This is a genomic window from Comamonas denitrificans, assembly GCF_042654745.1.
Lineage (GTDB): Bacteria > Pseudomonadota > Gammaproteobacteria > Burkholderiales > Burkholderiaceae_C > Comamonas > Comamonas denitrificans.
The window spans coordinates 75,111-99,980 of record NZ_JBHSEY010000001.1; the positions used below are offsets into that span (position 1 = coordinate 75,111).

Consider the following 24,870-nt stretch of genomic DNA (forward strand, 5'->3'; position numbering starts at 1 on the left):
TAAAGCCTTATAAATCCATATAAATAAGCGCTTACAGCTCTCTTTTTTATATTATTTATATTTGCTCTTGCGCTTGAAACACCCACTGGCGCTGCGCAGCAAACACGGCATTGGGGTATTGCGGCTTGCCCCGGCTGCCGTTGTAGCGGCCCAATGCCAAGTACATATTGCCTTTTTCGCGCTCCAGGTAGTGGCGCAGGATGACGCAGCCAAAGCGCAGATTGGTCTGCATGTGAAACAGCTTGCCGGGGTCGCCGTCGCCAATCACCCGCGTCCAAAACGGCATGATCTGCATATAACCCCGTGCCCCGGCGTGGGAGATGACGAATTTGCGAAAGCCGCTTTCCACCTGAATCAGCCCCAGCACCAGCGACACTTCCAGCCCGGCGCGGGTGGCCTCATACCACAGGGTTTGTAAAAAATCGCGGCGCACCTCCCAGTCGGGCATGCGCTTGCGCAGCTTGTCGCTGGTGGCGGTCAGCCAGCGCAGATACTGCAGGCGCGAATCGGTCGAGGCAAAAATCGGCTCTGGGGGCGAGAGCTCATTCACCGCCGCTTGCAGTGCCGAGCGCACAGAGTCGATCAGCGGCTCTTCAATCTGCGCCCCGGCCTGGGCTGGCAGCTGGGCCAAAGCCGCCCAGGCACCGGCCCCGAGCAAACAATGGCGGCGCGTGAGCAGGCCCATGGCGTTACAGCCCCAGCCGGGTTTTGAGTTGTGCCACCACGTCGGCCAGCGGCACGGGGGTGGCGGCGGCATCGCGCCGGTGTTGGTATTCGACCAGGCCCTCTTTCAGGCCCCGGTCGCCCAACACCACGCGGTGGGGTACGCCAATCAGCTCCCAATCGGCAAACATGGCCCCTGGGCGTTCGCCCCGGTCATCCAAAATCACATCCACGCCCAGCGCCAGCAGGTCGGCATAGAGTTTTTCGGCGGCTTGTTTGACCAATTCGCTGCGGTCCATGCCAATGGGGCAAAGCACCACGGTGAACGGCGCAATCGCATCGGGCCAGATGATGCCGCGCTCATCGTGGTTTTGCTCAATGGCTGCGGCCGGCAGGCGCGTAATGCCAATACCGTAGCAACCCATTTCAAAATGCGTGGGTTTGCCGTTGTCTGCCAAGAAGGTGGCGTTCATGGCCTCGGAATATTTGGTGCCCAGGTAGAACACATGGCCAATTTCAATGCCGCGCTCAATGGCCAGCGGGCCTTGGCCGTCGGGCGAGGGGTCGCCAGCCACCACGTTGCGCAGGTCGGCCACCAGCGCGGGCTCGGGCAGGTCACGGCCAAAGTTCACGCCCCGGATGTGAAAGTCTTTCTCATTGGCACCACAAATCCAGTCGGCCATGACGGCAACTTCCCGATCGACCACCAGTTTCACGGGTTTTTGCAAGTTCAGCGGCCCCAAATAGCCCGGCTCGCACCCGAAATGGTCTTGGATCTCTGCCAGGCTGGCAAAGCGGAAATTGGCCAAGCCTTCGACCTTGCCGACTTTCACCTCATTCATATCGTGGTCGCCACGCAGCAGCAGCAGCCAGACTTGGGTTTTAACAATTTCGCCTGCTTCATTGACCTCGTCCGTCGCCAGCACCAGGGATTTGATGGTGCGGGCCAGCGGCAAGCCCAGCTGATCGGCCACGGCCTGGCAGGTGCTGTTGCCGGGGGTGGCGATTTTTTCCAGCGCCTCGCTGGCCGCTGGGCGGGGGCCGGCGGGGGCCAAGCTCTCGGCTTTTTCGATGTTGGCGGCGTAATCGCTGTTCGGGCAGTACACGATGGCATCTTCACCGGTGGCAGCAATCACCTGAAACTCTTCGCTCAAGTCCCCGCCAATGGCACCACTGTCGGCCCGCACGGCACGGTATTGCAGGCCAAAACGGTCAAAAATGCGCTGGTAAGCATCGCGCATGGTTTGGTAGCTGGCTTGGGCGCTGTCGCGGTCTTTGTCGAAGGAGTAGGCATCCTTCATGGTGAATTCGCGCCCGCGCATCAGGCCAAACCGGGGGCGGCGCTCATCGCGGAATTTGGTTTGAATTTGGTACAGATTCTTGGGCAGCTGCTTGTAGCTTTTGAACTCTTGGCGGGCGATGTCGGTGACCACTTCTTCGCTGGTCGGTTGAATCACAAAATCGCGCCCGTGGCGATCCTGAAAGCGCAGCAGCTCAGGCCCCATTTTGCTAAAGCGCCCCGTCTCTTGCCATGCCTCTGCCGGCTGCACTACGGGCATGGTCACTTCAATTGCTCCGGCGCGATTCATCTCCTCGCGCACGATGGCTTCGACTTTGCGGATCACGCGCAGGCCCATGGGCATGTAGCTGTACACGCCAGCACCGAGCTTTTTAATCATCCCCGCACGGGTCATGAGTTGGTGGCTGACGATCTCAGCGTCGGCAGGCGCTTCCTTCAGGGTCGAGATTAAAAAATGCGAAGCTTTCATAGCAATGAGGCCGGTAGTAAGAGCGTGGTAGTGCAGGAAATGGGCATGGCCCGCTTGCCGAGAGCAAGGGGCCATGCATAATGAACCCAAGTTAAAAATTGGGGTTTGATTATGCTTGACCGGGACGGATTTCGCCCAAACGTCGGCATCATCTTGCTCAACCAGAAGAACCAGGTGTTCTGGGGCAAACGCATACGCACACACAGTTGGCAGTTTCCGCAAGGTGGCATTGATCGGGGTGAATCGCCCGAGCAGGCCATGTTCCGAGAACTGCACGAGGAAGTCGGGCTCCAGCCTGAACATGTGCGCATCGTGGCCCGCACCCGCGACTGGTTGCGCTACGAGGTGCCAGACCGATTTATACGCCGCGAAGCACGCGGCCATTACCGAGGGCAAAAGCAAATTTGGTTCTTGCTGCAGCTTACGGGCTACGACTGGAATCTGAACTTGCGGGCCACCGACCACCCCGAGTTTGATGCTTGGCGTTGGAACGATTACTGGGTGCCGCTGGAAGTGGTTGTGGAATTTAAACGCGGTGTGTACGAGATGGCGCTGACTGAGTTGGCCCGCTTCTTACCGCGCGGCGAGCAGCCACGCAACCGCTACCTGCGCGGCGGCATGCGCAACCGCGAAGGCGAGCGCGAAGGTGAACGGCGTGAGCTGCGCGGCCCAGATGCTGGTCTTGAGCCGACCCGCAGCGCTTTGCGCACCCCCTGGGCCCCGGGCAACCTGCCCATGGCTTTGCCCCCAGGGGCCAGCTTTGATCCTGAGCCGCCCTCCGGCACCATCTAAAATTTCAGCTGCACGTAATGGCCCTGCGGGGCCATTTTTGCGCCCGAATCAAAATAAAGAACGATCGTTCTTTTAATTCGACTACACTGCAACTTTCCTGTCGTTTTTACAAATTTTGTTTTGGAGACCCGCCATGTCCGATTTGCACGCTGCCTTTGAAGATGCCGTAAAAAACTCCACCAGCCTGAGCGAGCGCCCCGACAACGCCACGCTGCTGAAAATTTACGCCTTGTACAAGCAAGCGACCGAAGGGGATAACGAAGCCAAAAAACCCAGCTTCACCGATATGGTGGGCCGCGCCAAGTGGGATGCTTGGGAAAAGCTCAAAGGCCAAAGCCTGGACGAAGCCAAGCAAGGCTACATCGACCTGATTACCTCGCTGCGCTAAAAACAGCGCATGCCGAACACAACGGCCGCAATGGCCGTTTTTTTATGCGCGGAGCGCGGCATTCCCTGACTACACTTGGCAGATCAGGGAGTGGCTATGAGTGGTTTAAGTTGGATATTGATCATTGGGGCAGGCATTTTTTGGTTGCAAACCAATGAGCAGCGCCGTCGCATGGGATTGCTGGCCAAGCATTTGGCCCCCACGCGGGTAGAAAAAATTCTTGGCACCTTGATTGATGGTTATCTCAAGGCGTTGGAGTTTCAAGACCCAGAGCGCCAGCAGCACGCCTGGAATGCCTTGGGGCGGCAAGAGCAAGAATTGGTGGAGCATTTCCAGCGTTTTGCCGATGGTTTTGCCACAGAAAGCGCCGAAGCCACTCGGGTGAGTACCTTGCCCCTGGGCTTGCCGCTGCTGGACCGCATCTTGCCCGCCTACACCTTTGACATGCGCCAGGCGCTGGCGCTGCATGCCCAGGCCATTCGCGCTGCCTGTGCCCCGGAAGGGCTGGATGCAGCGGCCCGGCGCGATTTTGCATTCACCATGACGGCCGAGCTGCTACTGATGCAGCACACCTGCCATTGGTTTGGTAAAACACGCACGATTGCCTCGATTCGGCTGGTCACACGGCATAAAACCCAGTACGAGCAGGTGGTCGCTTCGGTCGCACCGACCACACGGCGGGCGTATTTGAAGTTGATTGGCGACAGCAATTAGCCACTAAGAACGTGTTCATGATCTCGAATGAAGGTGTGGGGGATGCGGTTCGGGATGGGTTGCGAGGCGCAAACCACAGCAATAGCTTGGCTATTGCGAGGATTTGCAACGACGCAGACCGCCCGAAGCCGCGCCCGCACACCCATGAGGAGATCGTGATCACGTTCTAAGGGCTGTGCCGAATGACTTTTTCAGGATAAGCGCGGCACAATGGCTTTCGGGATGCATCAAAACTACTCACAAAAGAAAGGGACTCTGTATGTACACCTTCCAATCGCGTGCAGCAGCTGATTTGCTGATGCTGGAGGCCACTGCCAAACACATCTTGCAGTTGCTGGACAAAACACCTGGCGAGCCCGGCATCATCACGGTGGCGCAAATTCCCGCAGCCTTGGAGACCCTGGCCAAGGCGGTTGAGGCCGATGAAGCGCGGCGCAAAGCGCTGGAGCTGGCCGCGCAGTCGCCCGATGCCGAGACCAGTGCCAAAGCGGGTGCGGAATCGGCCGAGTTGGGGGCTATCAGCTTGCGCCAGCGGGTGGCTCCTTTGGCGGACATGCTGCGCGCCAGCCTGGCCGAAAACAAAGACCTGACCTGGACACCGAAAAAGTAAGCCGGTCTTTCGCCCTCACCCACAAAAAAACCGCTGTGTTGAGCAGCGGTTTTTTTTATGGCTGGCGCGCTGCCGCTAGGGCTGCTTAATGCTCACGTGCAAAACGCTTGCCGCCACGGGGTTCATAAGGCTTGCCAGCGGGTTTGCCGCCACCGAAATTACCAGCGCCGCGGCGCTCACCGTCAAAGCGGCGCACTTCGCTGCGATCGCCAAAGGGTTTGCCACGGCCAAAGCCTTCGCCATCGCGGCGGGGGGCGAACTCACGCGCGGGTGCAGCGCCAAAGTCGCGGCTACCGCCTTCGCGATTGCCAAAACCACGGCTGGCACCAAAGTCACGGCTGCCGCCTTCACGATTGCCAGCTTCGCGGTTGCCAAAGCCACGGCCAGCACCAAAGCCACCACGATCACCACCTGCATCACGGAAATCGCGCTGGGGACGGTCACCAAAGCGGGGACGCTCGCTATCACGGCCAAAGCCGCCGCCAGCAGCACCGGCACCGCCAAACCCGCTCTTGCGGCCATAGCTGCTGCCGCCGCCAAACCCACCCTCGCGGCGTGGCGCGCCTTCGCTGCGGCCACCGCGGAAGCCACCGCGGTCGTTGCCACCCGCACCACGGCGGCCTTCGGAGCCGCTGGGGAAGCGTTGCTGTGGCTCCAGCCCTTCAATGGTCTCGGGTTTGAATTGCAGGCGGGTAAAGCCTTCAATATCAAAAATACGGCGGCGGTCACGGAATTCGGCAAAGGTCACGGCCATGCCTTCGCGCCCAGCGCGGCCGGTGCGGCCAATGCGGTGGGTGTAGTCCTCGGCCTTCATGGGCAGACCGTAGTTGAAGACGTGGGTGATGGTGGGCACATCAATACCGCGTGCCGCCACGTCGGTGGCAACCAGAATCTGAATTTGCCCTTCACGCAGTGCCCGCAGACGGCGGTTGCGCAGCCCTTGGCTCAATGCGCCATGCAAAGCGGCGGCCGAGAAACCGGCCTCTGCCAAGTCTTGCGCCAGGCCGTCGCACTCCACTTGGGTGGAGGCAAACACGATGGCCTGGTTGATGGTGGTGTCACGCAGCCAGTGGTCCAGCAGCTTGCGCTTGTGCTGGGCATGGTCAGCCCAGTACAGTTTTTGCTGGATGTTGTCGTGGCCCTGCTGGGGCGTGGCGATGGTGATTTTTTGCACATTGGCACCGCCGTCGTGCATCACGCGCATGGCCAGCTGCTGAATGCGCGGCGCAAAGGTGGCGCTGAACATCATGGTTTGCTTGCGCTGGGCGGTCATTTGGTGGACCTCTTCCAGATCATCGGCAAAACCCAGGTCGAGCATGCGGTCGGCCTCATCGACCACCAAGAACTGCACCTTGTCCAGCTTGATTTGCAGGCTGCGCTGCAAGTCCAGCAAACGGCCCGGCGTGGCCACGACCAAATCGGCGTTTTGCAGCTTGGCAATTTGTAGTTGGTAGGGCATGCCACCGACGACGTTGGCCACACGCAGATTTTTGCAGTGCTTGACCAGCTCAATGGCATCTTGCGCCACCTGTTGGGCCAGCTCACGGGTGGGGCACAGCACCAAGGCACCGGGCACGGCCGCCTTGAAATTGCGCGACTGCATGGGGTTTTTGCGCCTGGCACGCTTTGGGGCGGCCTCACCGCTGGCAGCCGCTTGGGCACGCTGGCGCTCAAATTCGGCTTGCTCGGCAGCGGCTTCGATGGCTTTTTGTGCGATCAGGGTATTGAGCACGGGCAGCAAGAAAGCAGCCGTTTTGCCCGAGCCGGTTTGGCTGGACACCATCAAGTCGATGCTGGCTTCGTCGGCCTTGCCACTGCCCATGGCCAGGGGAATGACTTTGGCTTGCACTTCGGTGGGCTGGGTGTAGCCCAGATCGGAGACAGCACGAACCAGCGCGCCATCCAGGCCTAAAGCGATAAAGGGGTTGGGGCCTTCGGCCACAGCGGCCACCGCAGGGGCAGCAGATTCAATAACCACGGCAGGAGCAGACACGGCCACGTCAGCCACGATGGGCTGGTCTAAAGTTTCAGTATTCATAGTGATGCAATAACAACGCGGCCATGCCACTGCCCTTTGCGCAGTGGAGATCAAAAAGGATGGCTACGTTTTTGACGGTTACGGGGAACAACATCCACCGTCAAACATTCCGTCTGATGCCTTTGGGCTGCAGGGTGCAGCGGCATCGCGGTGGGCCTGGATGGTTCTAATGCGGGCACTGGGCTGTAAAAGCTTGAAAGCGCCGTGGCATGAACGTGCCCGGTAGTGTGATGGGAAGATGTAACAAATCTGCCAAAGAGTTCTAGGGACAACCCTTAAAGGCAAGCCAGCGATTCTAGCCTAGTTACTGATTTTTGTCACGGCAATAAAAAATGCTGGCGGTAGTGCTGCAATTCGTCAATGGATTCAAGCACATCGGCCAAGGCGGTATGGCGCTGGGCTTTTTTAAAAGATTTCACGGCCTCGGGCTTCCAGCGCAGGGCCAGTTCTTTCAAGGTGCTTACGTCCACATTGCGGTAGTGCAGGTAGGCCTCTAGCTTGGGCATGTAGAGCGCCAAAAAACGCCGGTCTTGCCCAATGCTGTTGCCGCACAGCGGCACTTTGCTCTTGGGGACGTACTGGCGCAGGAAGGTGAGCAACTGCTCCTGCGCATCCTCTTCGCTCAGGGTGGATGCTTTGACCTTGTCGATCAGGCCGCTGCGCCCGTGTGTGCCTTTGTTCCAAGCATCCATGGCGTTCAGCAGTTCATCACTTTGGTGAATCACCAGCACCGGGCCAGGCACGCGCACTTGGAGATTGGCATCGGTGACGACCACAGCAATTTCGATGATGCGTTCGGTGGTGGGGTTCAGCCCCGTCATCTCGCAATCGAGCCACACCAAGTTAAGGTCGGACTTGGGCAAATGGGGAACGGCAGGAGGGCTGACAACAGCCGGGGTTTCACTGGAAGCGGGGGAAAGCATGGACAAATTGTCGCCTACACTCGCGCCACATGTCGTCCTCCAGCCTCTTTTCCCCCAGTTTTCTCCTCACGGCGGCCTTTGCCTGCGCCTTGGCGCTGCAACTTTTGGCCCAAGTGGGTTTGCTCACCCGCCAAGTGCGCCATGTGGCCCGCCACCGCAGCGCCGTGCCTGCCGCATTTGCTGAAAAAATCACCCTGGCCGCGCACCAAAAAGCGGCCGACTACACCTTGGCCAAGGCGCAAGTGGGCCTGCTGCAACTGGCCTGGGGGGCCATGCTGCTTTTGGGTTGGACGCTGCTGGGCGGGCTAGATGCCCTGCACCAGGCACTGCTGGCCGCCATGGGGCCTGGGCTGGGGCAGCAAATTGCGCTGGTGGCTGCGTTTGCCTTGATTTCCGGCGTGTTGGAGCTGCCGTTTTCGCTCTACCAAACCTTTGTGGTGGAGCAGCGCTTTGGCTTTAACCAAAGCACGCTGGGCCTGTGGCTGGCAGATTTGTGCAAAAGCAGCGTACTGGCCGCCGTGATTGGCCTGCCCCTGGTGGCTGCCGTGCTGTGGCTGATGCAAGCCGCTGGCAGCCTGTGGTGGCTGTGGGCCTGGGGGCTGTGGACGGGCTTTCAGCTGTTGCTGATGTGGATTTTCCCGACCTTTATCGCACCACTGTTCAACAAATTTCAGCCCCTGGAAGATGCGGCCCTGAAAGAGCGCGTCACCACCTTGATGCAGCGCTGCGGCTTTGCCGCCAAGGGCTTGTTTGTGATGGATGGCAGCCGTCGCTCGGCCCATGCCAATGCTTATTTCACCGGCCTGGGCAATGCCAAGCGCGTGGTGTTCTACGACACGCTATTAAAAAAACTCAATGTCGATGAGGTCGAAGCGGTGCTGGCGCACGAGCTGGGCCACTTCAAACACCGCCACATCACCAAACGCATGCTGGGCATGTTTGCCCTCAGCCTGGGCGGGTTGGCGCTGCTGGGCTGGGTCAGCCAGCAGCCGTGGTTTTATACCGGCCTGGGCGTGGCCCCCTCGCTGGCCTTGGCCCTGGGATCGAGCAGCAGCATGTTAAGCGGGGCGCAAATGGGCCACGTCCCTGGCGTGGCGCTGCTGCTGTTTTTGCTGGTGGTGCCGGTGTTTAGTTTTTGGCTGGCACCGCTGATGGCGCATTTTTCGCGCCGCGATGAATTTCAGGCCGATGCCTACGCGGCCGCCCAAGCGCAGCCGGCGGCCTTGGCCAGTGCGCTGCTCAAGCTGTATGAGGACAACGCGGCCACCCTCACCCCGGACCCGCTGTACGCCCGCTTTTACTATTCACACCCCCCAGCAGTAGAGCGCTTAGCGCAGCTACAGCGCCAAGAAAGCCGTGTATGAGTCGTAAAAATAGCGCCAAATCAGCGCCAGCTGCTAGCAATACAGAAGGTGTGGGCTTGCAAGAGGGCTTGGTCGTGGGCAGCCATGGCCGCCACTGCGTGGTGGAGAGCGCCGATGGCAACCGCCGCATCTGCCACCCCCGGGGCAAAAAAAATCAAGCCCTGGTCGGTGACCGCGTGCTGTGGCTGCCCGCCCCCCCAGGCCAGGGGGAGGAGGGCAGTATCGAAAAAGTACAGGCGCGGCGCAATCTGCTCTACCGCCAGGACGAGATTCGCACCAAATCCTTTGCGGCCAATATTGACCAAGTGCTGATCCTGATCGCGGCCGAGCCGGTGTTCTCTGAAAGCCAACTGGCCCGCGCCTTGATTGCCGCAGAGGCCGCTGGCATCCCCCCCATCATTGCCCTGAACAAAAGTGATTTAACCGCGCCCTTTGCCCAGGCCTGGGAGCGCTTGGCGGCGTACCGCGCCATCACCGATGAAGAGGGGCAGCCGCACTACCGCACGCTGGGGCTGAATCTGGCCCAGCCCAGCGATGCACAAACCGCCCTGCTGGCCCAGCTGTTTGCCGACAAAGCCACCTTGGTGCTGGGGCCGTCCGGTTCGGGCAAGAGCACGCTGATCAACCTGCTCATTCCCCAAGCGCAGGCGGCGACGGGGGAAATCTCGCAAGCGCTCAACTCGGGCCGCCACACCACCACCACCACCACCTGGTACTGGCTGGATGGCGCGCGGCGCAGCGCCTTGATTGATTCGCCCGGCTTTCAAGAATTTGGCCTGCGCCACATTGCCCCCACAGCGCTGGCGCACTTTATGCCCGACATCCACCAACACGCCAGCAGCTGCAAGTTCTACAACTGCACCCACTTGCACGAACCTGGTTGCGCCGTGCTGGCACAGGTGGGGCACAGCATCAACGCCCAACGGCATCGGCTGTATGCCGCATTGTTTGAAGAGCTGTCTGCGCCTGTGAATTATTGATTTCAGGCTATTAAAGCCATGAAGTTGTTGATATACAAGCGGTGACAGCTATCTAAATATTAAAACCGAAAAACATCCAGCGTGCGCCGCAACACCCCCGTGCTGCCGTCCATGCGCTCGGCCGACTGGGCGTAGTCGTGCGCCATGCGGGCGTTGTCCTGGGTGACGTGGTCCAGATCGGCCAGCGCCACATTCACCTGGGCGATGCCCGCGCTTTGTTCGGTCATGGTGACCAGCATGCCTTGCATTTCCTTGCGCACCTGTTGCACCGCCTGCACCGACTGGCCCATGGATTGGCTGGCCGACTGCATTTGCGCTGCGCTGCGGCTAATTTGCTCGGTTGAGCCGGCAATCAGCTGGCGGATTTCCCCCGCCGCCTTGGCGCTGTTTTGCGCCAGATTGCGCACCTCAGCGGCCACCACGGCAAACCCTCGGCCTTGCTCCCCGGCACGGGCGGCCTCGACGGCGGCATTCAAGGCCAAGATATTGGTTTGAAAAGCAATGCTTTCGATGGTGGAGATGATGTGCCCCATCTGCTGGGACGATTGCTGCAGCTCTTGCATCAACTGCTGGCTGCGCTGCATGGCTTGTTCGCTTTCGGTCGAGAGCTGGGCACTGCGCTCGGTCTCACGCTGAATTTGCTCTGTTGTTTGCCGGCTTTGCGCAATGGTTTGGGCCATTTGCTCCATGGCGGTGGCCGTCTCTTGCAAGTCCTGCGCTTGGCGGTCCGTGCATTCGGACAAGCGCCCTGCACCCTCGGTCAGCTCCCGGGCCACGGCATAGAAGCCATCAATTTCGTGTTTGGCATCGCCAAACACGGCCCGCAGGTTGATGTGGATTTGCTTCATCCGCTCCTGCAGCAAACCCAGCGGATGCGGTGGCAAATCTTTGGGCAAGGTGCCCGATAGCTCACCGCTGGCGATTTCAGCGCTCAGGGCATGAATGGCCTCCAATGGCTGGGTAATGCGCCGGTGCAACCAGCCCAGCGCCATCGCCGACCAGCCCAGCAGCAAGGCGGCCAATACGCCCAGCTGCCAAGGTGCCGTCCATCCCAGCAGGGGAAACAGCAGCGCCAAGACCACCAGCGGCAGCTGCAAAACGGCTTGGCGCTGGGTCAAACTCAGGCGCTGCAACTTGCCCCACTGGTTGCGCCAGCCAAAGACGCGAATGCGGCCCCCGTGCAGAATAAAGCGCGGTTTGGCACGACCGCGCTCGGCCACGATGTCTGCGTAGAGTTTTTGGGCCTCGGCAATTTCTTGGTCGCTGGCCCGGGCCCGCACCGACATATAACCAATCGGTTTACCCGCTTGCAGCACCGGGGTAACGTAAGCCCGCACCCAATAATGGCCACCGCCATGGCGTGCATTTTTCACCGTGCCTTGCCAAATGCGGCCATGTCCAATGGTGGCCCACAGATCCTTGAAAATCTCGGACGGCACGTCGGGGTGGCGCACGATGTTGTGCGGTTGCCCCATTAGCTCGTGCTTGCTAAAGCCACTGACCTCTTCAAACGCCTGATTGCAGTGGGTGATGCGCCCTTGCTTGTCGGTGGTGGACATCAAGAGCATGGACTCTGGAAAATCGTAACCCCGACCCACCGAGGAAGCGCTTTGCGCGCCCGCCCGGTGCGATGGCAAAGACGAGAAAGCAGCTGCCGCAGTGGCAGGCTGTGTCGATAAATCAGCAATAGAGCGCATAGGGCCTCACTGTGTAAAGCACATTGGCCAAAACCAATGTTTGGATGAATGTGCTGTGCAGCCGCTGATACTAGAGGTTTTTTGTGTCTAGAAGAACCGTGCTAACAACGGTTTAACACCAATCCAACAAAAAGCCTATGTCTTTGTTGAGGCAGATCAATTAACCCAATAAGCGCCCCAGGGTTAATAGCGCCAGCAGTAGCAGCCACACCGCAACCAAGCGCCATACCAAGCCCACCAAGCTGTACAAATGCTGCATTTGAGGTGCCAGGCCGTTGGGCATGCCGTACGCCCCCAGATCAATGTGCAGTGCCCCAGCCGTGGCTGCGATCACCAGGCCATCGTTGTCCTGGGGGGCTTTTTGCGCATAGGTGCGCCACCCGGCCAGGGTGTCTTCAAAGCTTCCAACAACCGCAAAGCCAATGGCCGTTAAGCGGGCGGGCAGCCAATCGAGCCACCACCAGGCACGCTGCACTGCCGCTTGCAGGCGTTCACTGACCGGTTGCACCCCCGCACTGGGCTGGGCTGACCAGTCGCGCCCCAAATATTCCGCTGTGCGGTAGAGCACCGCACCCGCCGGCCCCAAGCCCAACAGCATGGAGAGGGTGAACCACACAAATACGCCAAATACATGGCGGTGGGCTTGCACCACGGAGTGGGCCACCACCTGCTCCAGCAAGCCTTGCTCAGTCGGTGCGGGATCGGCCTGTGGGTGCCAGTGGGCAAAGGCGCTGCGTGCGGCAGGCAAGTCGCCCTCGGTCAAGGCATCGCGAATGGCCGTGAAATGGTGGCTAAATTGCCGGAACCCCAGGGTGAGGTAAAGAATTGCCACGTTCCACAGCAGCGCCAGCGGCCAGCCAACCGTGGCCAACAGCAGCCAATACACACCCATGGCCGCCAGGACGGGCACCAGCACGGCGGTGCCTACGGCCAGCCAGGGCGAGGTGGCAAGAACTTGCTCACTTTCATCGACTTGGGCATCCAAGCTGCGGCGCACCGAGACGGCCCAGGCTTTCAAACCTTGGTAAGCGGGGTTGTCACGCTGCAGGGGGCGGGCCTGCTCCAGCATCAAGGCAAACAGGATGGCAAAAAAACTCATGCCGTCGATCATAGCGGCCACCAGCGGCACATGAGGTGTTTATTGCGCAGCCATAAAGCGGTAAAAGTTGCGCAGCATGCCCGCCGTGGCACCCCAGATAAAGTGCTCAGCTCCCAAGGGGTCGTGCGGGTCTTTGTAAGGCATGGCAAACCATTCGCGCTCACGCCCTTGCCAGAACATGCGGTGGCGTTGGTGGTTGGCCGGATCGAGGATGAAGGCCAGCGGCACTTCAAACACCTGGGCCACCTCTTGCGGATTGGGCTTGAGTGGCTGGGGCGGCACCAGGGCTACTACAGGGGTTACGTTGAACGCCGAGCCCGTGGTGTACACCGGCAGGCTGCCCAGCACCTGGGCGCGCTGCGGGGCCAAGCCCACCTCTTCCCAGGCTTCGCGCAAGGCGGTGGCGATGGCATCGCGGTCTTCAGGGTCGGTGCGCCCCCCCGGGAATGCCACTTGCCCTGAGTGGCTGGAAAGCTGCGCGCTGCGTTGGGTCAGCAGCACCGTCAGCCCGCTGGAGCGCTGCACCAGGGGCAAAAGCACAGCCGCTTCAGCCACCGGGCGCTCAACAAAGGCCGGCTCGCCACGCAACTCTGGCTGCCACACCGGGGGCTTGGCAAAGCGCTGGCGCAGGGCTTGCTCCGTTTGCGCCAGGCGGGCCACCGCGGGCAAGTGGCTATCGCGGCCAGAAATCGGTACTTGCCGGGGGTCGAACGATGGAATGCCGACAGGGCGCTGAAAACCGGGGGAAGAAGAGGGGGAAGACATAGCAAAAACAAAAAAGCCGCCACAGCAAAACTGTAGCGGCTTTTGTCCAGTCCCATGTTCCCCTGCTGGGCAGGGGGGCGGTGCTTACTCCGCAGCAGCAGGGGCTGCGGCGGCCACAGCCGCTTTGCGCTGGGGCAGTTTTTCCTTGATGCGGGCTTTCTTGCCAGTCAGACCACGCAGGTAGTACAGCTTGGCACGGCGCACGTCACCACGGCGCTTGACTTCGATTTTGGCGATCAGGGGCGAGTAAGTTTGGAAGGTACGTTCCACACCTTCACCGTTGGAGATCTTGCGCACAATGAAGCCGCTGTTGAGGCCACGGTTGCGCTTGGCGATCACCACACCTTCGTAAGCCTGCACGCGCTTGCGGCTGCCTTCGACGACGTTCACGCTCACGATGACGGTGTCACCAGGGTTGAAGTCAGGGATCTCTTTGTTCAAACGAGCAATTTCTTCTTGCTCAAGGGTTTGCAGCAAATTCATGGTTCATCCACATTGATCGTAACCGCGCCGAAATTGGCAAGTGCCGGGATTGGCACCATAAGCTGCAAAACATTTTGCAGCGGCCGGAAAGAGGATCAAAGAACCGCGCATTATAGCAATCCCCCAATCAGGAGCAACTAATGCCCTGCAATATCGGCATCGTCCGGCGCAGTTGGCAGTGTGCGCAAGAAGGCCTCGTCCTGCGCCGTCAAACGCCCTTGGCGGCGGGCTTGTTGCAGCAGTTGTGGGCGCTGCTGGGCGGTGAGGCGCAGGCTTTGCTCACGCCGCCAGCGCTCAATGTGGGCATGGTGGCCCGACAGCAGCGGCGCAGGCACGCTGTGGCCTTGCCACACTTCGGGGCGGGTGTAGTGCGGGCAATCGAGCAAACCATCCAAGGCCGGATTAAAGCTGTCTTGCTGAAAGCTGCCCGCGTCATTGAGCACCCCAGGCTGCAGGCGGGTGATGGCATCGAGCAGCACCAGCGCGGCCAGCTCCCCACCGGAGAGAACAAAATCCCCCAGGCTGATTTGGTGGGTGACGTTGGCATCAATAAAGCGCTGGTCGATGCCTTCGTAACGCCCACACAGCAAAATGGCCCCGCTGCCCTGGGCCCACTGCGCCACCGCGCCATGGTGCAAGGTGTGGCCAATGGGTGAAAACAGCACCACAGGCACCACCGCCTCTTCGGGCAGCGCTTGCGCCCGGCTTTGCTGGGCGGCATCCAGGCAGCGCTGCAGCGGATCGGCCAGCATCACCATGCCAGGGCCGCCGCCAAAAGGGCGGTCATCCACCCGGCGGTAATTGCCCTCGGCAAAGTCGCGCGGATTCCATAAATGCACTTCGACCTGGCCGCTGGCAAAGGCACGGCGGGTCACGCCGTTTTCAAGAAATGGCGCAAACATTTGCGGGAACAGGGTCAGGATGTCAAAGCGCATGGCCCAGGCGGCAGTCTTAGTAATCCAGTTGCCAATCGGCGACGATGGTTTTGCCCGGCAGATCAACGCTGTCGATATAGGCATCGACAAAAGGAATCATGCGCTCGATCGTTTTGCCCTCAAGCGCTTGACTGAGCACCAGCACGGTTTGCGGGCCGGTGGACAGCAGGTCTTTGACCACGCCCAGCACCACGCCCTCGCGGTTGCGCACTGTCAGCCCGAGTAAATCAACCCAGTAATACTCACCATCTTGGGCCTGCGGAAAATGCTCGCGGGCCACAAAAATACGGGCACCGCGCAAGGCTTCGGCGTGGTTGCGGCTGACCACGTCCAGGCTGGTGGCCACCAGGCCATCGCCATGCCAGCGAATTTGCTTGACGGGCAGGATGACGGTGCCCGCAAAGGTTTTGGCGCCTTTTTCCGCGGGCTGCAAAAACCATTGCGGCGCGGCCATCAAAGCCTGCGGATCGCTGCTGAAGGCTACAACCTTGAACCAGCCCTTCACCCCCCAAGCATCGGCAATGCGCCCAACTTCAACGGCATCGCTGGGCAGGTCGGTGGCAGATAACAGGGGCAATTCGCTCATAAACAACTCATTGAATCCATAAAAAAAGCCCCGTCAGCGATGCTAACGGAGCTTTGCTTGCAGTCAGAAGCGCGAGGCTTAGCGACCGCTAGTTAGGCAGCCACTTTGGCAGCAGCTTGCTTGACCAGACGCTCAACGGTGTCCGAAGCTTGCGCACCAACGCTCTTCCAGTAAGCCACGCGGTCCAGCGCCAGGCGCAGGCCTTCTTCAGCGCCACGGGCGTTGGGGTTGTAGAAACCCAGGCGCTCAATGAAAGCGCCGTCGCGACGCACACGCTTGTCAGCGGCAACGATGTTGAAGAACGGGCGGGCTTTGGAGCCGCTGCGGGAAAGTCGGATGACGACCATGGTTATTCCTTCGGGTGGTGGTAAATTTTTCAACGTTTGAGACACGCGACATGGCCACCCGGCCAGCGACACGCCGAAAACGCGCGATTATATAGGAAAAGAAGAGGATGGGGTGATTTTAAAAAAAGAGCTGTCTGCGCTTTAAAAACAAAGGTTTTAGCCTGCAAATGCACTCAAACCTTTGTAAATAAAGCGTGAGCAGCTTCTTTTTTAATACAGCTGCAAGCTAATCCAGTAGGCAATCGAGGCCACAAAGGCGCTGGCCGGAATGGTCAAAAGCCACGCCCAGACGATGTTGCCCGCTACGCCCCAGCGCACAGCACTGGCCCGCTGGGTGGAGCCCACGCCCACAATCGCCCCCGTGATGGTGTGCGTGGTCGAGACTGGCACGCCCAGGAAGGTGGCCACAAACAGGGTCAGGGCACCGCCGGTTTCGGCGCAGAAGCCGCCCACAGGTTTGAGTTTGGTGATCTTTTGTCCCATGGTTTTAACGATGCGCCAGCCGCCAAACATGGTGCCAAAGCCAATGGCGGCGTAGCAGCTGATGATGACCCAGGTGGGGGGGCTGGCCTCGCTGGCCGAGGTGTAGCCCGTGGCAATCAGCAGCAACCAGATGATGCCAATGGTTTTTTGGGCATCGTTGCCGCCGTGGCCCAGAGAGTAAGCACCCGCCGAGACCAGTTGCAGCTTGCGAAACAGGCCATCGACCCGGTTGGGGCGGGCGCGGCGAAAAACCCAGGCAACGAGCACCATCATCAACGAACCGAGCAAAAAGCCCAGCAGCGGCGAGATGACAATAAACGCCACTGTTTTCAAAATTCCGCCGGCAATCAGGGCGCTGAAACCGCCCTTGGCCAAGCCCGCGCCCACCAGCCCACCGATCAAGGCGTGCGAGGAGCTGGACGGGATGCCGTAATACCAGGTGATAAGGTTCCACGTAATGGCCCCCACCAGTGCGCCGAAGACCACGTGGGTATCGACAATATCGGCCTCGACGATGCCTTTGCCGACGGTGGCGGCCACGCTCAGGTGAAAGACGAAGATCGCGGCAACGTTAAAAAATGCGGCAAACAGCACCGCTTGGCCCGGTCTGAGCACGCCGGTAGAGACAACCGTGGCAATGGAGTTAGCAGCATCATGAAACCCGTTCATGAAGTCGAACACCAAGGCCATTGTTACCAGCAGGATGACCACCCATAGGGCAGCTTGTATGGGTTCCATAATCCGGAATTCCTTGTTGTGCTGGGAGAAATCAGGCGTTTTCGAGGACGATGCCCTCAACCACCTTGGCAACGTCTTCGCATTTGTCGGTGACCGACTCCATCAGCTCATAGAGCACCTTGAGCTTGAGCAGCTCGCGCATGTCTTGCTCTTCACGGAACAGCTTGCTCATGGCCGAGCGCAGGACGCGGTCCGCGTCGGATTCGACCTTGTCGATTTCATTGCACAGTTTGAGTGCGGCATCGGCCGTTTTGCTATCGCTGACGCGGTCCAGCAGCTTGACTACATCGCGCACCAGCTCACAGCAACGCATGTTCAGCCCCGTCAGCTCAATGACTTCGGGGGTCATTACGCGCACGTCGTAGAGGAACATGGTGTCGGCGCTGTCCTGAATCAGGTCGGCCACATCGTCCATGGTGTCGATCAAGGCATGGATGTGCTCGCGATCCAGGGGGGTGATGAAGGTTTGGTGCAAGGTGCGATTGACTTCATCGGTTACACGGTCAGCGGCTTGCTCGGCCTCATCGACCGCTTGGTTGAATTTCTCGCGTAGCTCAACATCGCTGTAGTTCGCCACCAGATCAGAAAATGCTTGCGCTGCTTCAACCATGCGCTGGGCGTGCTGGTTGAACATTTCAAAAAAATTGCCTTCGCGCGGCAATAGCTTGCCAAACAGCATGAACGCTCCTTCGGATGGATTGCGTAATAGATTAAACCCAGTGTGCCCGTCACGCAGGATGCACACCAGCTCTGGGGTGGCTGCTCCTGGGCTTGACACCATCAAGTCAGGAAGCAGCCGATATAAAAGCCAGGCAAGCAGTGGATGCCTACCTGGCCAAGTGGCGCAATTTTCCACGACAGCGGTGCTGCTGCGGCGGAAGAACCTAGGCATAACCCTAGGGAGTGCTGGAAAAGCAGGGGGCGAAAAACTTCAATTTCTAATATTTATTGAATTTTTTCAATGGCTTATAAATTTATAAAACAAAAGATAACAATTTTTTGTTTTTTGTTGTTTCACTGCAACGCGCTGGGCAGGCCATGCCCCAGCCGCTCGCCCAGGCGGATTGGGCTTATTTGGCTTCTTTGGCCAGGGGTGGGCTTGGTGCCTGTGCCTGTGCCTGTGCATTGCGCTGGCGCAGCGTGTGCAGTTTCTCGCCAATCTTGATTTCCAGCCCGCGCGCTACCGGCTCATACAGCGGGGGCGGCTGCAGGCCTTCAGGAAAATAATTTTCCCCTGCAGCAAAGCCATCGGCCTCATCGTGGGCGTAGCGGTAGCCTTTGCCATAGTCCAGTTGCTGCATGAGTTTGGTTGGCGCATTGCGCAAGTGCAGCGGCACGGGGCGGCTGCCATCGTTTTGCACCAGGGCCCGGGCGCGTTTGTAGGCGATGTAGCCGGCATTGCTTTTGGGCGCAGCCGCCAGGTACAGCACGGCTTGGGCCAGGGCCAATTCGCCTTCCGGGCTGCCCAGGCGCTCATAGGTGTGCGCGGCATCATTGGCCATTTGCAAGGCCCGGGGGTCCGCCAGGCCAATGTCTTCCCACGCCATGCGCACAATGCGCCGCGCCAGATAGCGTGGATCAGCCCCGCCATCGAGCATGCGCACCAGCCAGTACAGGGCGGCATCGGGGTCGGAGCCGCGCACGCTTTTGTGCAGGGCGCTGATGGTGTCGTAGAACTGTTCGCCGCCCTTGTCGTAGCGGCGCAATTGTTGGCCCAGCACCTGCTGTAGCCAGGCGGTGGTGATTTCGTGGACACCGGCCTGTTCAGCGCTCACCGCCAACGTCTCCAGGGTATTGAGCAACCGCCGGGCATCGCCATCGGCATAGGCCACCAGGGTTTGCAATGCTTCTTTTTCGATAGCTGGTAGCGATTGTACAGTCTGCGCTTTGACCACAATTTGCTCTAAATCTTCCAAGGCCAATGGCTGCAGCACATACACCACCGAGCGCGAGAGCAAGGCGCTATTAACTTCAAACGATGGGTTTTCGGTGGTGGCTCCCACAAAGGTAAACAGTCCGCTTTCCACATGCGGCAAGAAAGCATCCTGCTGGCTTTTGTTGAAGCGGTGTACCTCATCGACAAACACAATGGTGCGCTGCGCCAGCAAGCCGCTGGCAGCGGCCTGGGCCTGCTCCACCGCCTCGCGGATTTCTTTCACGCCGCCCAGCACGGCACTGATGGCAATGAATTGGGCATCAAACGCCTGGGCCATCAACCGGGCAATCGTGGTTTTACCCACGCCCGGCGGCCCCCACAAAATACAGCTGTGGGGCCGCCCCGATTCAAAGGCCAGGCGCAGCGGCATTCCCGGCCCCAGCACATGCTGCTGGCCAATCACTTCGGCCAGGGACTGCGGGCGCAGGCGCTCTGCCAGTGGCGGGTGGGGGGAGGGTGTCGAACTGGGAAAAGAAGCTGCTTTGGCCATAGGGCTGCCATCCTAGCGCCTACCGCCCCCGTCGCGCTCTTTCCTACACTTGCCCGTTATGGATGCGCACTACGTCACCCCGCCAGAACAAGATTTGGACACCCTGCTGCGCCGCGTACGGGCCTGCACCCTGTGTGCGGCCCATCTGCCATTGGGCCCGCGCCCGGTGGTGCAGGCGGGCAGCAGCGCCCGCATCGTGATCGCCGGGCAAGCGCCCGGACGCAAAGTGCATGCCAGCGGTATCCCGTTTGACGATGCCAGCGGCCAACGTTTGCGTGCCTGGCTGGGTTTGACCCCCGCGCAGTTTTACGCCCCCCACCTGGTCAGCCTGCTCCCCATGGGTTTTGCTACCCTGGCACGGGCAAATCTGGCGACTTGCCCCCGCGCCCAGAGTGCGCCCCCACCTGGCGAGCACCGCTGCTGGCACGCATGCCCCAGGTGGCACTGACCATCGTCCTGGGGCAGTACGCCCTGGCCTGGCACCTGCCGCATCTGCCGCGCAATATCACCCAAGCCGTGGAGCAACTGCGCGGCAAGCAGCTGGCACAACTGCCCAGCACCATCGTCCTGCCGCACCCCAGCCCGCGCAACAACGGTTGGTTAAAACAGCACCCCTGGCTGGAGGCAGAGTTTCTGCCCGTGCTGCGCCAGCGGATCGCCCAGCTCCTGGCCGTTGATGGCTAACCCTAGTTCTCCCTGGGCACCATCTGTAGCAAGATGCCCCATGTCTTTCGATGGCTATTCAAGGAGATGATGTATGCGTGTGCAACTTGCTGTGGTCTATTACTCCACTTACGGCACCAACTACCAAATCGCTAGCATCGCTGCCGAAGCGGGGAAAGCAGCAGGCGCTCAAGTGCGGCTGCTGAAGGTGGCCGAAACCGCGCCCGCCGCTGTGGTCGAAGGGCAAGCCGCCTGGAAAGCCCAAGCCGATGCCATGGCCCACATCCCCACGGCCAGCGCCGCTGACATGGCGTGGGCCAACGCCTACCTGTTCTGCGCCCCCACCCGCTTTGGCGGCATGGCCAGTCAAATGCGGGCGTTTATTGATACCTTGGGGGGTGTATGGGCCCAAGGCGGCTTGGCAAACAAAGCCGTCTCGGCGATGACTTCCGCGCAAAACGCCCACGGCGGGCAGGAATCGACCCTTCTGACCTTTTATTACACCGCGATGCACTGGGGCAGCATCATCGTTGCCCCAGGGTTTACCGACCCGGCCCTCTTTAAAACCGGCGGCAACCCTTATGGGTACAGCCACACCCAAGGGGCTGCATTTACCGACGAGGTCAAAGCCTCGATCGGTCACCAAACCAAGCGCCTCATCGAGATGGCCGACAAATTAACGGCCTAACCACTAAGAACGTGTTCACGATCTCCTCGCGGGTGTGCAGTCGCGGCCTCGGGCGGTCTGCGGCGTTGCAAATCCTCGCCATAGCTACGGCTATGTCTGTGGTTTGCGCCTTGCAGCCCATCCCGATCCGCATCCCGCACCCCTTCGCGCGGAAATCGTAAACACGTTCTAAACAGGCCTGAGCACGACAAGCCCAATGGCCACCGAGCCCCTGTTATGCAGGGGCTTTTTGGTGCCCCTGGCCATCGCCCCTGCAGGGTGGCCTGCGCAGGCAGCCAAGTGCCGCCGACCCAAAGCTGCGAACCAGCGAGCGAAATTAAATCCGGTGGCGCACTTCTCCACCCGCCGAGCGCAGACGGCCCAGCAAGGCCTCGCCAATTTTTCCCAAAGGCAATACTTCATCGGCTGCGCCATGGGCGATGGCTTCACGGGGCATGCCAAAGACGATGCAACTGGCCTCATCCTGCACATAGTTGTAGCTGCCTGCATCCTTCATCTGCCGCATGGCCGCAGCACCATCCGCCCCCATGCCGGTGAGCATGATGCCAAACGCATTGCGCCCCACATGCTGGGCCACCGATTTGAACAGCACTTCGACCGAAGGTTTGTGGCGATTGACGGGTGGATCATCATTGACCACCGCCACATAGTTGGCACCACTGCGGCTGATCGCAAACTGTTTGCCACCGGGCGCAATATAGGCGTGCCCAGGCAAGATGCGCTCACCATGCACCGCCTCTTTGACGGTAATTTGGCAAAGGCTGTTTAACCGTGCCGCAAAGCTGGTGGTAAACCCCGGCGGCATGTGCTGGGTAATAATGATAGCGGGTGCATCTGCAGGCATCTGGATAAGCACCTCTTTAATAGCCTCAGTGCCCCCAGTTGAAGCGCCAATAGCTATTAATTTTTCGGTGGACAGCCGCCCCAGCAAGGCGGTACTGGACAGCACTGGCGCACTTGCCTGCGTGCCCGTAGGGACTGGTGGACGCACCATGCGATGCACATGGGCTTTTGCCGCGATACGGATTTTTTCGACAATTTCGGTCGCTAGCTGGGTCAAGCCATTGGCCACCCCAATCCGGGGTTTGGCCACAAAATCCACCGCCCCCAACTCCAACGCCCGCATGGTGACCTCCGCTCCACGCTCGGTCAAAGTGGAAATCATCAGCACCGGCATGGGCCGCAAACGCATCAAGCGCCCCAAAAAATCAATGCCATCCATGCGCGGCATTTCAACATCCAGGGTAATGACATCGGGATTGAGCTCACGAATCATTTCACGTGCAATCAAAGGATCGTTGGCCGTGCCGATGCACTCCATATCTGGTTGGCGATTAATGATTTCGGTCAGTAAACTGCGCACTAATGCAGAATCATCCACCACCACTACCCGAATCTTGCTACTCATGCGTTTTTAGCCTTAATTATTCAAAACAAATCCACACTGCCACCGGCACTGCGCTTGGCCAATTGGACTGCGCTGCCGGTTGAGCGTTCGCGCTCAACCAATGCCTCCGGATGGGCGTGGGCTAAACGTTTAACCATGGCTTTCCCGGTTGTGGGAAAGTACACGACTTTGCGGGGATAAATATCTAGCACATCTTCTGAAACGATGGGAATACGCTCCGTTTGCAAATACTGAGTTACAAAATCGGTATTGCGCTCCCCCACATTCATCGTGGTAAAACTTGCCATGACCTGGCCGCCACCAAATATTTTGGCTTGCATATTTTCCCGGCGGGCACCTAGTTTAAACATCTCGTTAATCAAAACCTCCATGGCAAAAGAACCATAACGGCCCGAGGTATCTGCAATATCCCCTTCGGGTAACATGAAATGATTCATGCCGCCAATGTTTAAACTACGATCCCACAAACACGCTGCAATGCATGATCCCAGCACCGTGCAAATCATCATATTTTCAGTGGTGACATAATATTCACCCGGCAATACTTTTACAGCGCCATATTGAAAATGATGATCAAAATAATAAAAAGAAGCTTCTCCAGGCTTATGCTGGCGTTCTCGTAAATTCCCCAAATCAGCCAAAGACAAAGGAGGTCCGCCCACTGGCGCACGCCGACCAACCCCCGCAATACTTGGTCTCGCAATTTGCGGCATGATGCTGCGCTTGCTTTCCCAGGCACTCCCGCTGCTCCCCGCCTGGGGTGAGGTGCTCCCCTGCCCTGTGTGCATAGGATTCATGGTTTGCCTTTATTTCTCTAGTTATTTTTTAAAAAAGTTAAACGCGTTCATAGATTGTTTTTCCCTTTAAGACAAACAAATCTCGCGAATCACTAAAATTTTCCGCATGCCCAACAAACAATGTTCCGCCTGGTTTCATAACGCGGTGAATTTTTTCAAGCACTTTTCGCTGTGTAGATGCATCAAAGTAAATCATAACATTGCGACAAAAAACCACATCAAATAAATCTTTAAAAGGCCAATCATCTTTAATTAAATTAACCTGAATAAAGTCAATCATCTTCCGCAGCTCAGGCTTGACGCGTACCATCCCTGCATTGCTATTTTTACCGCGCAAGAAAAAATTCTTTAATCGCTCTTGGCTCAGACTTTTTACAGTCTCCATACGATAAACAGCATGGGCCCCAGCACCCAGTACTCTGGAATCAATATCACTGGCAATGAGTTTAAAATTTGCCTGAGCACCCAGGCTTTCAAGGGCTGTCATCACAATAGAATAGGGCTCTTCGCCTGTAGAAGCGGCACTGCACCACACCCTCCAAGGGGTATTGGCAGGCTTGGTTTTTAACAACTGAGCCAGTGCCTCAAAGTGATGATTTTCGCGAAAAAAAGCCGTTAAGTTGGTTGTTAATGCATTAACAAATTGCTGCCACTCATTGGCATCGCCGTGTCGCTCTAACCAATCCAAATAAGCATCAAAACTTTCGTATCCGGTTTCTCGAAGTCGCCGCGATAAACGGCTATACACCATGGCGTGTTTGCCATCGTGCAGGCTGATGCCGGCATGCTTATAAATCAAACTTTGGACACGGGAAAAATCCGCAGAAGTCCAGGCAAACTCGCGCTCTTGCGCAACAGATCCGCTGCCCATTGCGGTTGCTGGCTGCACAGCCAGAGGCGTAGAACGATCAAATTGGCGCATGAACTCCACCTGCTGCTGCAAACTTTTGCAGCACTAACAGTACGAACGACTTCGTAACTCCATCGATAAAAGAATGTATTTTTCTTCCTGTTTTATTCAGTGGGTGCCACCAATCCCATTTCTACACTGGACATGAGTTTTTCAATATCCAGCAAAATTAACATTCTTCCCCCTGTGGATCCCAACCCAAGAATGCAGGAGCTGTCAATGGCACTCTCAATATCTGGTGCAGGACGAATCGCATCGGCGGCCAGCTCCATCACATCACTGACGGAATCCACCACCCCACCCACGATACGATTATGCAAATTAAGAATAATCACCACCGTAAAACTATTGTATTCAACGTTGGCGCAATTTAATTTACGCCGCATATCCACAATAGGCACGATGGTGCCACGCAAATTCACAACACCTCGAATAAAATCAGGTGCATTTGCAATGCGTGTAGGCTCTTCATAGCCACGGATTTCCTGCACCTTCAGGATATCAATGCCATACTCTTCTTCTCCAAGTCGAAAAGTAAGATACTCACGCGTACCAGAATCTTTATTTCCTGTATTTTTAATAAGCGTTGCCATTCCTGATCCCT

Annotated in this window: 25 protein-coding genes and 1 pseudogene; 8 read left to right on the forward strand and 18 right to left on the reverse strand. The window is 58.6% G+C overall.

Going from position 1 to position 24,870, the window contains the following annotated elements; translation table 11 throughout:
• Positions 1 to 55: 55 nt before the first annotated feature.
• Positions 56 to 685, reverse strand: coding sequence for a lytic transglycosylase domain-containing protein (locus tag ACFO24_RS00395; RefSeq protein WP_207574560.1), 630 nt, complete (start codon positions 683 to 685; stop codon positions 56 to 58).
• 4 nt (positions 686 to 689) lie between these two features.
• The gene (locus ACFO24_RS00400; protein ID WP_377736065.1) at positions 690 to 2,432 is read right to left on the reverse strand and encodes a proline--tRNA ligase; all 1,743 of its coding nucleotides are present in this window, start codon (positions 2,430 to 2,432) and stop codon (positions 690 to 692) included.
• Positions 2,433 to 2,543: 111 nt separating this feature from the next.
• Between ACFO24_RS00400 and ACFO24_RS00405 the strand changes: the two genes are divergently transcribed.
• The 4 genes from ACFO24_RS00405 to ACFO24_RS00420 all read left to right on the forward strand — a co-directional run bounded on the left by ACFO24_RS00405 (position 2,544) and on the right by ACFO24_RS00420 (position 4,936).
• On the forward strand, positions 2,544 to 3,224 hold the full coding sequence (locus ACFO24_RS00405) for an RNA pyrophosphohydrolase (RefSeq protein WP_207574562.1): 681 nt from the start codon (positions 2,544 to 2,546) through the stop codon (positions 3,222 to 3,224).
• 133 nt (positions 3,225 to 3,357) lie between these two features.
• Entirely contained in the window at positions 3,358 to 3,612 is a 255-nt protein-coding gene (locus ACFO24_RS00410; protein WP_207574563.1) for an acyl-CoA-binding protein, read from the forward strand.
• A 96-nt stretch (positions 3,613 to 3,708) separates the two neighbouring features.
• Positions 3,709 to 4,326 (forward strand): hypothetical protein, encoded by a 618-nt coding sequence (locus tag ACFO24_RS00415; RefSeq protein ID WP_377736071.1) that lies wholly within the window; start codon positions 3,709 to 3,711, stop codon positions 4,324 to 4,326.
• A gap of 259 nt (positions 4,327 to 4,585) precedes the next feature.
• Complete coding sequence (locus ACFO24_RS00420; protein WP_377736073.1) at positions 4,586 to 4,936, forward strand: DUF1840 domain-containing protein; 351 nt, start codon at positions 4,586 to 4,588, stop codon at positions 4,934 to 4,936.
• 85 nt (positions 4,937 to 5,021) lie between these two features.
• Here ACFO24_RS00420 and ACFO24_RS00425 read toward each other — a convergent pair whose 3' ends face one another.
• A complete protein-coding gene (locus ACFO24_RS00425; RefSeq protein WP_377736075.1) occupies positions 5,022 to 6,974 on the reverse strand; it encodes a DEAD/DEAH box helicase in 1,953 nt (650 codons plus the stop codon).
• Between the two features lie 317 nt (positions 6,975 to 7,291).
• Complete coding sequence (gene orn, locus ACFO24_RS00430) at positions 7,292 to 7,897, reverse strand: oligoribonuclease (protein ID WP_377736077.1); 606 nt, start codon at positions 7,895 to 7,897, stop codon at positions 7,292 to 7,294.
• Positions 7,898 to 7,926: 29 nt separating this feature from the next.
• Between orn and ACFO24_RS00435 the strand changes: the two genes are divergently transcribed.
• Positions 7,927 to 9,261, forward strand: a complete 1,335-nt coding sequence (locus ACFO24_RS00435; protein ID WP_377736079.1) for a M48 family metallopeptidase — start codon at positions 7,927 to 7,929, stop codon at positions 9,259 to 9,261.
• Positions 9,258 to 10,241 (forward strand): ribosome small subunit-dependent GTPase A, encoded by a 984-nt coding sequence (gene rsgA / locus ACFO24_RS00440; RefSeq protein ID WP_377736082.1) that lies wholly within the window; start codon positions 9,258 to 9,260, stop codon positions 10,239 to 10,241. The genes ACFO24_RS00435 and rsgA overlap by 4 nt, the downstream gene beginning before the upstream one ends.
• Before the next feature lie 59 nt (positions 10,242 to 10,300).
• Here the strand turns inward: rsgA and ACFO24_RS00445 are convergent, their stop codons facing one another.
• The 10 genes from ACFO24_RS00445 to ACFO24_RS00490 form a co-directional block, all read right to left on the reverse strand.
• Positions 10,301 to 11,809, reverse strand: a complete 1,509-nt coding sequence (locus tag ACFO24_RS00445) for a methyl-accepting chemotaxis protein (protein WP_377736085.1) — start codon at positions 11,807 to 11,809, stop codon at positions 10,301 to 10,303.
• Positions 11,810 to 12,098: 289 nt separating this feature from the next.
• Positions 12,099 to 13,037 (reverse strand): regulatory signaling modulator protein AmpE, encoded by a 939-nt coding sequence (ampE, locus tag ACFO24_RS00450; protein WP_207574571.1) that lies wholly within the window; start codon positions 13,035 to 13,037, stop codon positions 12,099 to 12,101.
• 39 nt (positions 13,038 to 13,076) lie between these two features.
• Entirely contained in the window at positions 13,077 to 13,802 is a 726-nt protein-coding gene (locus ACFO24_RS00455; protein ID WP_377736088.1) for a CoA pyrophosphatase, read from the reverse strand.
• A gap of 84 nt (positions 13,803 to 13,886) precedes the next feature.
• Positions 13,887 to 14,285 carry a 50S ribosomal protein L19 gene (gene rplS, locus ACFO24_RS00460; protein ID WP_207574573.1) on the reverse strand — a complete coding sequence of 133 codons (399 nt, stop codon included), beginning with the start codon at positions 14,283 to 14,285 and terminating at the stop codon, positions 13,887 to 13,889.
• 137 nt (positions 14,286 to 14,422) lie between these two features.
• A complete protein-coding gene (gene trmD, locus ACFO24_RS00465) occupies positions 14,423 to 15,220 on the reverse strand; it encodes a tRNA (guanosine(37)-N1)-methyltransferase TrmD (RefSeq protein WP_377736091.1) in 798 nt (265 codons plus the stop codon).
• 16 nt (positions 15,221 to 15,236) lie between these two features.
• Positions 15,237 to 15,806, reverse strand: coding sequence for a ribosome maturation factor RimM (gene rimM / locus ACFO24_RS00470; RefSeq protein WP_377736094.1), 570 nt, complete (start codon positions 15,804 to 15,806; stop codon positions 15,237 to 15,239).
• A 92-nt stretch (positions 15,807 to 15,898) separates the two neighbouring features.
• On the reverse strand, positions 15,899 to 16,153 hold the full coding sequence (gene rpsP / locus ACFO24_RS00475) for a 30S ribosomal protein S16 (RefSeq protein WP_377736097.1): 255 nt from the start codon (positions 16,151 to 16,153) through the stop codon (positions 15,899 to 15,901).
• A gap of 210 nt (positions 16,154 to 16,363) precedes the next feature.
• Entirely contained in the window at positions 16,364 to 17,374 is a 1,011-nt protein-coding gene (locus tag ACFO24_RS00480; RefSeq protein WP_377736099.1) for an inorganic phosphate transporter, read from the reverse strand.
• A gap of 31 nt (positions 17,375 to 17,405) precedes the next feature.
• Entirely contained in the window at positions 17,406 to 18,053 is a 648-nt protein-coding gene (locus ACFO24_RS00485) for a DUF47 domain-containing protein (protein WP_377736101.1), read from the reverse strand.
• Between the two features lie 391 nt (positions 18,054 to 18,444).
• The gene (locus tag ACFO24_RS00490; RefSeq protein ID WP_377736103.1) at positions 18,445 to 19,800 is read right to left on the reverse strand and encodes a replication-associated recombination protein A; all 1,356 of its coding nucleotides are present in this window, start codon (positions 19,798 to 19,800) and stop codon (positions 18,445 to 18,447) included.
• Between the two features lie 58 nt (positions 19,801 to 19,858).
• Here ACFO24_RS00490 and ACFO24_RS00495 point away from each other — a divergent pair.
• Positions 19,859 to 20,484, forward strand: a pseudogene (locus ACFO24_RS00495) (uracil-DNA glycosylase family protein).
• Between the two features lie 73 nt (positions 20,485 to 20,557).
• Positions 20,558 to 21,151: an NAD(P)H:quinone oxidoreductase type IV gene (gene wrbA, locus ACFO24_RS00500; protein ID WP_377736106.1), complete on the forward strand. Its 594-nt coding sequence runs from the start codon at positions 20,558 to 20,560 to the stop codon at positions 21,149 to 21,151.
• 316 nt (positions 21,152 to 21,467) lie between these two features.
• Here the strand turns inward: wrbA and ACFO24_RS00505 are convergent, their stop codons facing one another.
• The 4 genes from ACFO24_RS00505 to ACFO24_RS00520 form a co-directional block, all read right to left on the reverse strand.
• Complete coding sequence (locus ACFO24_RS00505) at positions 21,468 to 22,559, reverse strand: protein-glutamate methylesterase/protein-glutamine glutaminase (RefSeq protein WP_377736108.1); 1,092 nt, start codon at positions 22,557 to 22,559, stop codon at positions 21,468 to 21,470.
• A 20-nt stretch (positions 22,560 to 22,579) separates the two neighbouring features.
• Entirely contained in the window at positions 22,580 to 23,356 is a 777-nt protein-coding gene (gene cheD, locus ACFO24_RS00510; RefSeq protein WP_377736110.1) for a chemoreceptor glutamine deamidase CheD, read from the reverse strand.
• Between the two features lie 37 nt (positions 23,357 to 23,393).
• A complete protein-coding gene (locus tag ACFO24_RS00515; RefSeq protein ID WP_207574583.1) occupies positions 23,394 to 24,278 on the reverse strand; it encodes a CheR family methyltransferase in 885 nt (294 codons plus the stop codon).
• Between the two features lie 92 nt (positions 24,279 to 24,370).
• Positions 24,371 to 24,859, reverse strand: a complete 489-nt coding sequence (locus ACFO24_RS00520) for a chemotaxis protein CheW (RefSeq protein WP_207574584.1) — start codon at positions 24,857 to 24,859, stop codon at positions 24,371 to 24,373.
• Positions 24,860 to 24,870 lie beyond the last annotated feature (11 nt).

Excerpts from the sequence above, each read along its gene's own strand:
- ampE (WP_207574571.1), bottom strand. The coding sequence starts at position 13,037 with ATGAGTTTTTTTGCCATCCTGTTTGCCTTGATGCTGGAGCAGGCCCGC.
- wrbA (WP_377736106.1), top strand. The coding sequence starts at position 20,558 with ATGCGTGTGCAACTTGCTGTGGTCTATTACTCCACTTACGGCACCAAC.
- rimM (WP_377736094.1), bottom strand. The coding sequence starts at position 15,806 with ATGAGCGAATTGCCCCTGTTATCTGCCACCGACCTGCCCAGCGATGCC.
- ACFO24_RS00395 (WP_207574560.1), bottom strand. The coding sequence starts at position 685 with ATGGGCCTGCTCACGCGCCGCCATTGTTTGCTCGGGGCCGGTGCCTGG.
- rpsP (WP_377736097.1), bottom strand. The coding sequence starts at position 16,153 with ATGGTCGTCATCCGACTTTCCCGCAGCGGCTCCAAAGCCCGCCCGTTC.
- ACFO24_RS00405 (WP_207574562.1), top strand. The coding sequence starts at position 2,544 with ATGCTTGACCGGGACGGATTTCGCCCAAACGTCGGCATCATCTTGCTC.
- ACFO24_RS00520 (WP_207574584.1), bottom strand. The coding sequence starts at position 24,859 with ATGGCAACGCTTATTAAAAATACAGGAAATAAAGATTCTGGTACGCGT.
- ACFO24_RS00445 (WP_377736085.1), bottom strand. The coding sequence starts at position 11,809 with ATGCTCTTGATGTCCACCACCGACAAGCAAGGGCGCATCACCCACTGC.
- ACFO24_RS00455 (WP_377736088.1), bottom strand. The coding sequence starts at position 13,802 with ATGTCTTCCCCCTCTTCTTCCCCCGGTTTTCAGCGCCCTGTCGGCATT.
- ACFO24_RS00415 (WP_377736071.1), top strand. The coding sequence starts at position 3,709 with ATGAGTGGTTTAAGTTGGATATTGATCATTGGGGCAGGCATTTTTTGG.
- orn (WP_377736077.1), bottom strand. The coding sequence starts at position 7,897 with ATGCTTTCCCCCGCTTCCAGTGAAACCCCGGCTGTTGTCAGCCCTCCT.
- ACFO24_RS00505 (WP_377736108.1), bottom strand. The coding sequence starts at position 22,559 with ATGAGTAGCAAGATTCGGGTAGTGGTGGTGGATGATTCTGCATTAGTG.
- ACFO24_RS00420 (WP_377736073.1), top strand. The coding sequence starts at position 4,586 with ATGTACACCTTCCAATCGCGTGCAGCAGCTGATTTGCTGATGCTGGAG.
- ACFO24_RS00400 (WP_377736065.1), bottom strand. The coding sequence starts at position 2,432 with ATGAAAGCTTCGCATTTTTTAATCTCGACCCTGAAGGAAGCGCCTGCC.
- ACFO24_RS00480 (WP_377736099.1), bottom strand. The coding sequence starts at position 17,374 with ATGGAACCCATACAAGCTGCCCTATGGGTGGTCATCCTGCTGGTAACA.
- ACFO24_RS00425 (WP_377736075.1), bottom strand. The coding sequence starts at position 6,974 with ATGAATACTGAAACTTTAGACCAGCCCATCGTGGCTGACGTGGCCGTG.
- ACFO24_RS00515 (WP_207574583.1), bottom strand. The coding sequence starts at position 24,278 with ATGCGCCAATTTGATCGTTCTACGCCTCTGGCTGTGCAGCCAGCAACC.
- ACFO24_RS00410 (WP_207574563.1), top strand. The coding sequence starts at position 3,358 with ATGTCCGATTTGCACGCTGCCTTTGAAGATGCCGTAAAAAACTCCACC.
- ACFO24_RS00435 (WP_377736079.1), top strand. The coding sequence starts at position 7,927 with ATGTCGTCCTCCAGCCTCTTTTCCCCCAGTTTTCTCCTCACGGCGGCC.
- ACFO24_RS00485 (WP_377736101.1), bottom strand. The coding sequence starts at position 18,053 with ATGCTGTTTGGCAAGCTATTGCCGCGCGAAGGCAATTTTTTTGAAATG.
- ACFO24_RS00490 (WP_377736103.1), bottom strand. The coding sequence starts at position 19,800 with ATGGCCAAAGCAGCTTCTTTTCCCAGTTCGACACCCTCCCCCCACCCG.
- rsgA (WP_377736082.1), top strand. The coding sequence starts at position 9,258 with ATGAGTCGTAAAAATAGCGCCAAATCAGCGCCAGCTGCTAGCAATACA.
- trmD (WP_377736091.1), bottom strand. The coding sequence starts at position 15,220 with ATGCGCTTTGACATCCTGACCCTGTTCCCGCAAATGTTTGCGCCATTT.
- rplS (WP_207574573.1), bottom strand. The coding sequence starts at position 14,285 with ATGAATTTGCTGCAAACCCTTGAGCAAGAAGAAATTGCTCGTTTGAAC.
- cheD (WP_377736110.1), bottom strand. The coding sequence starts at position 23,356 with ATGAATCCTATGCACACAGGGCAGGGGAGCACCTCACCCCAGGCGGGG.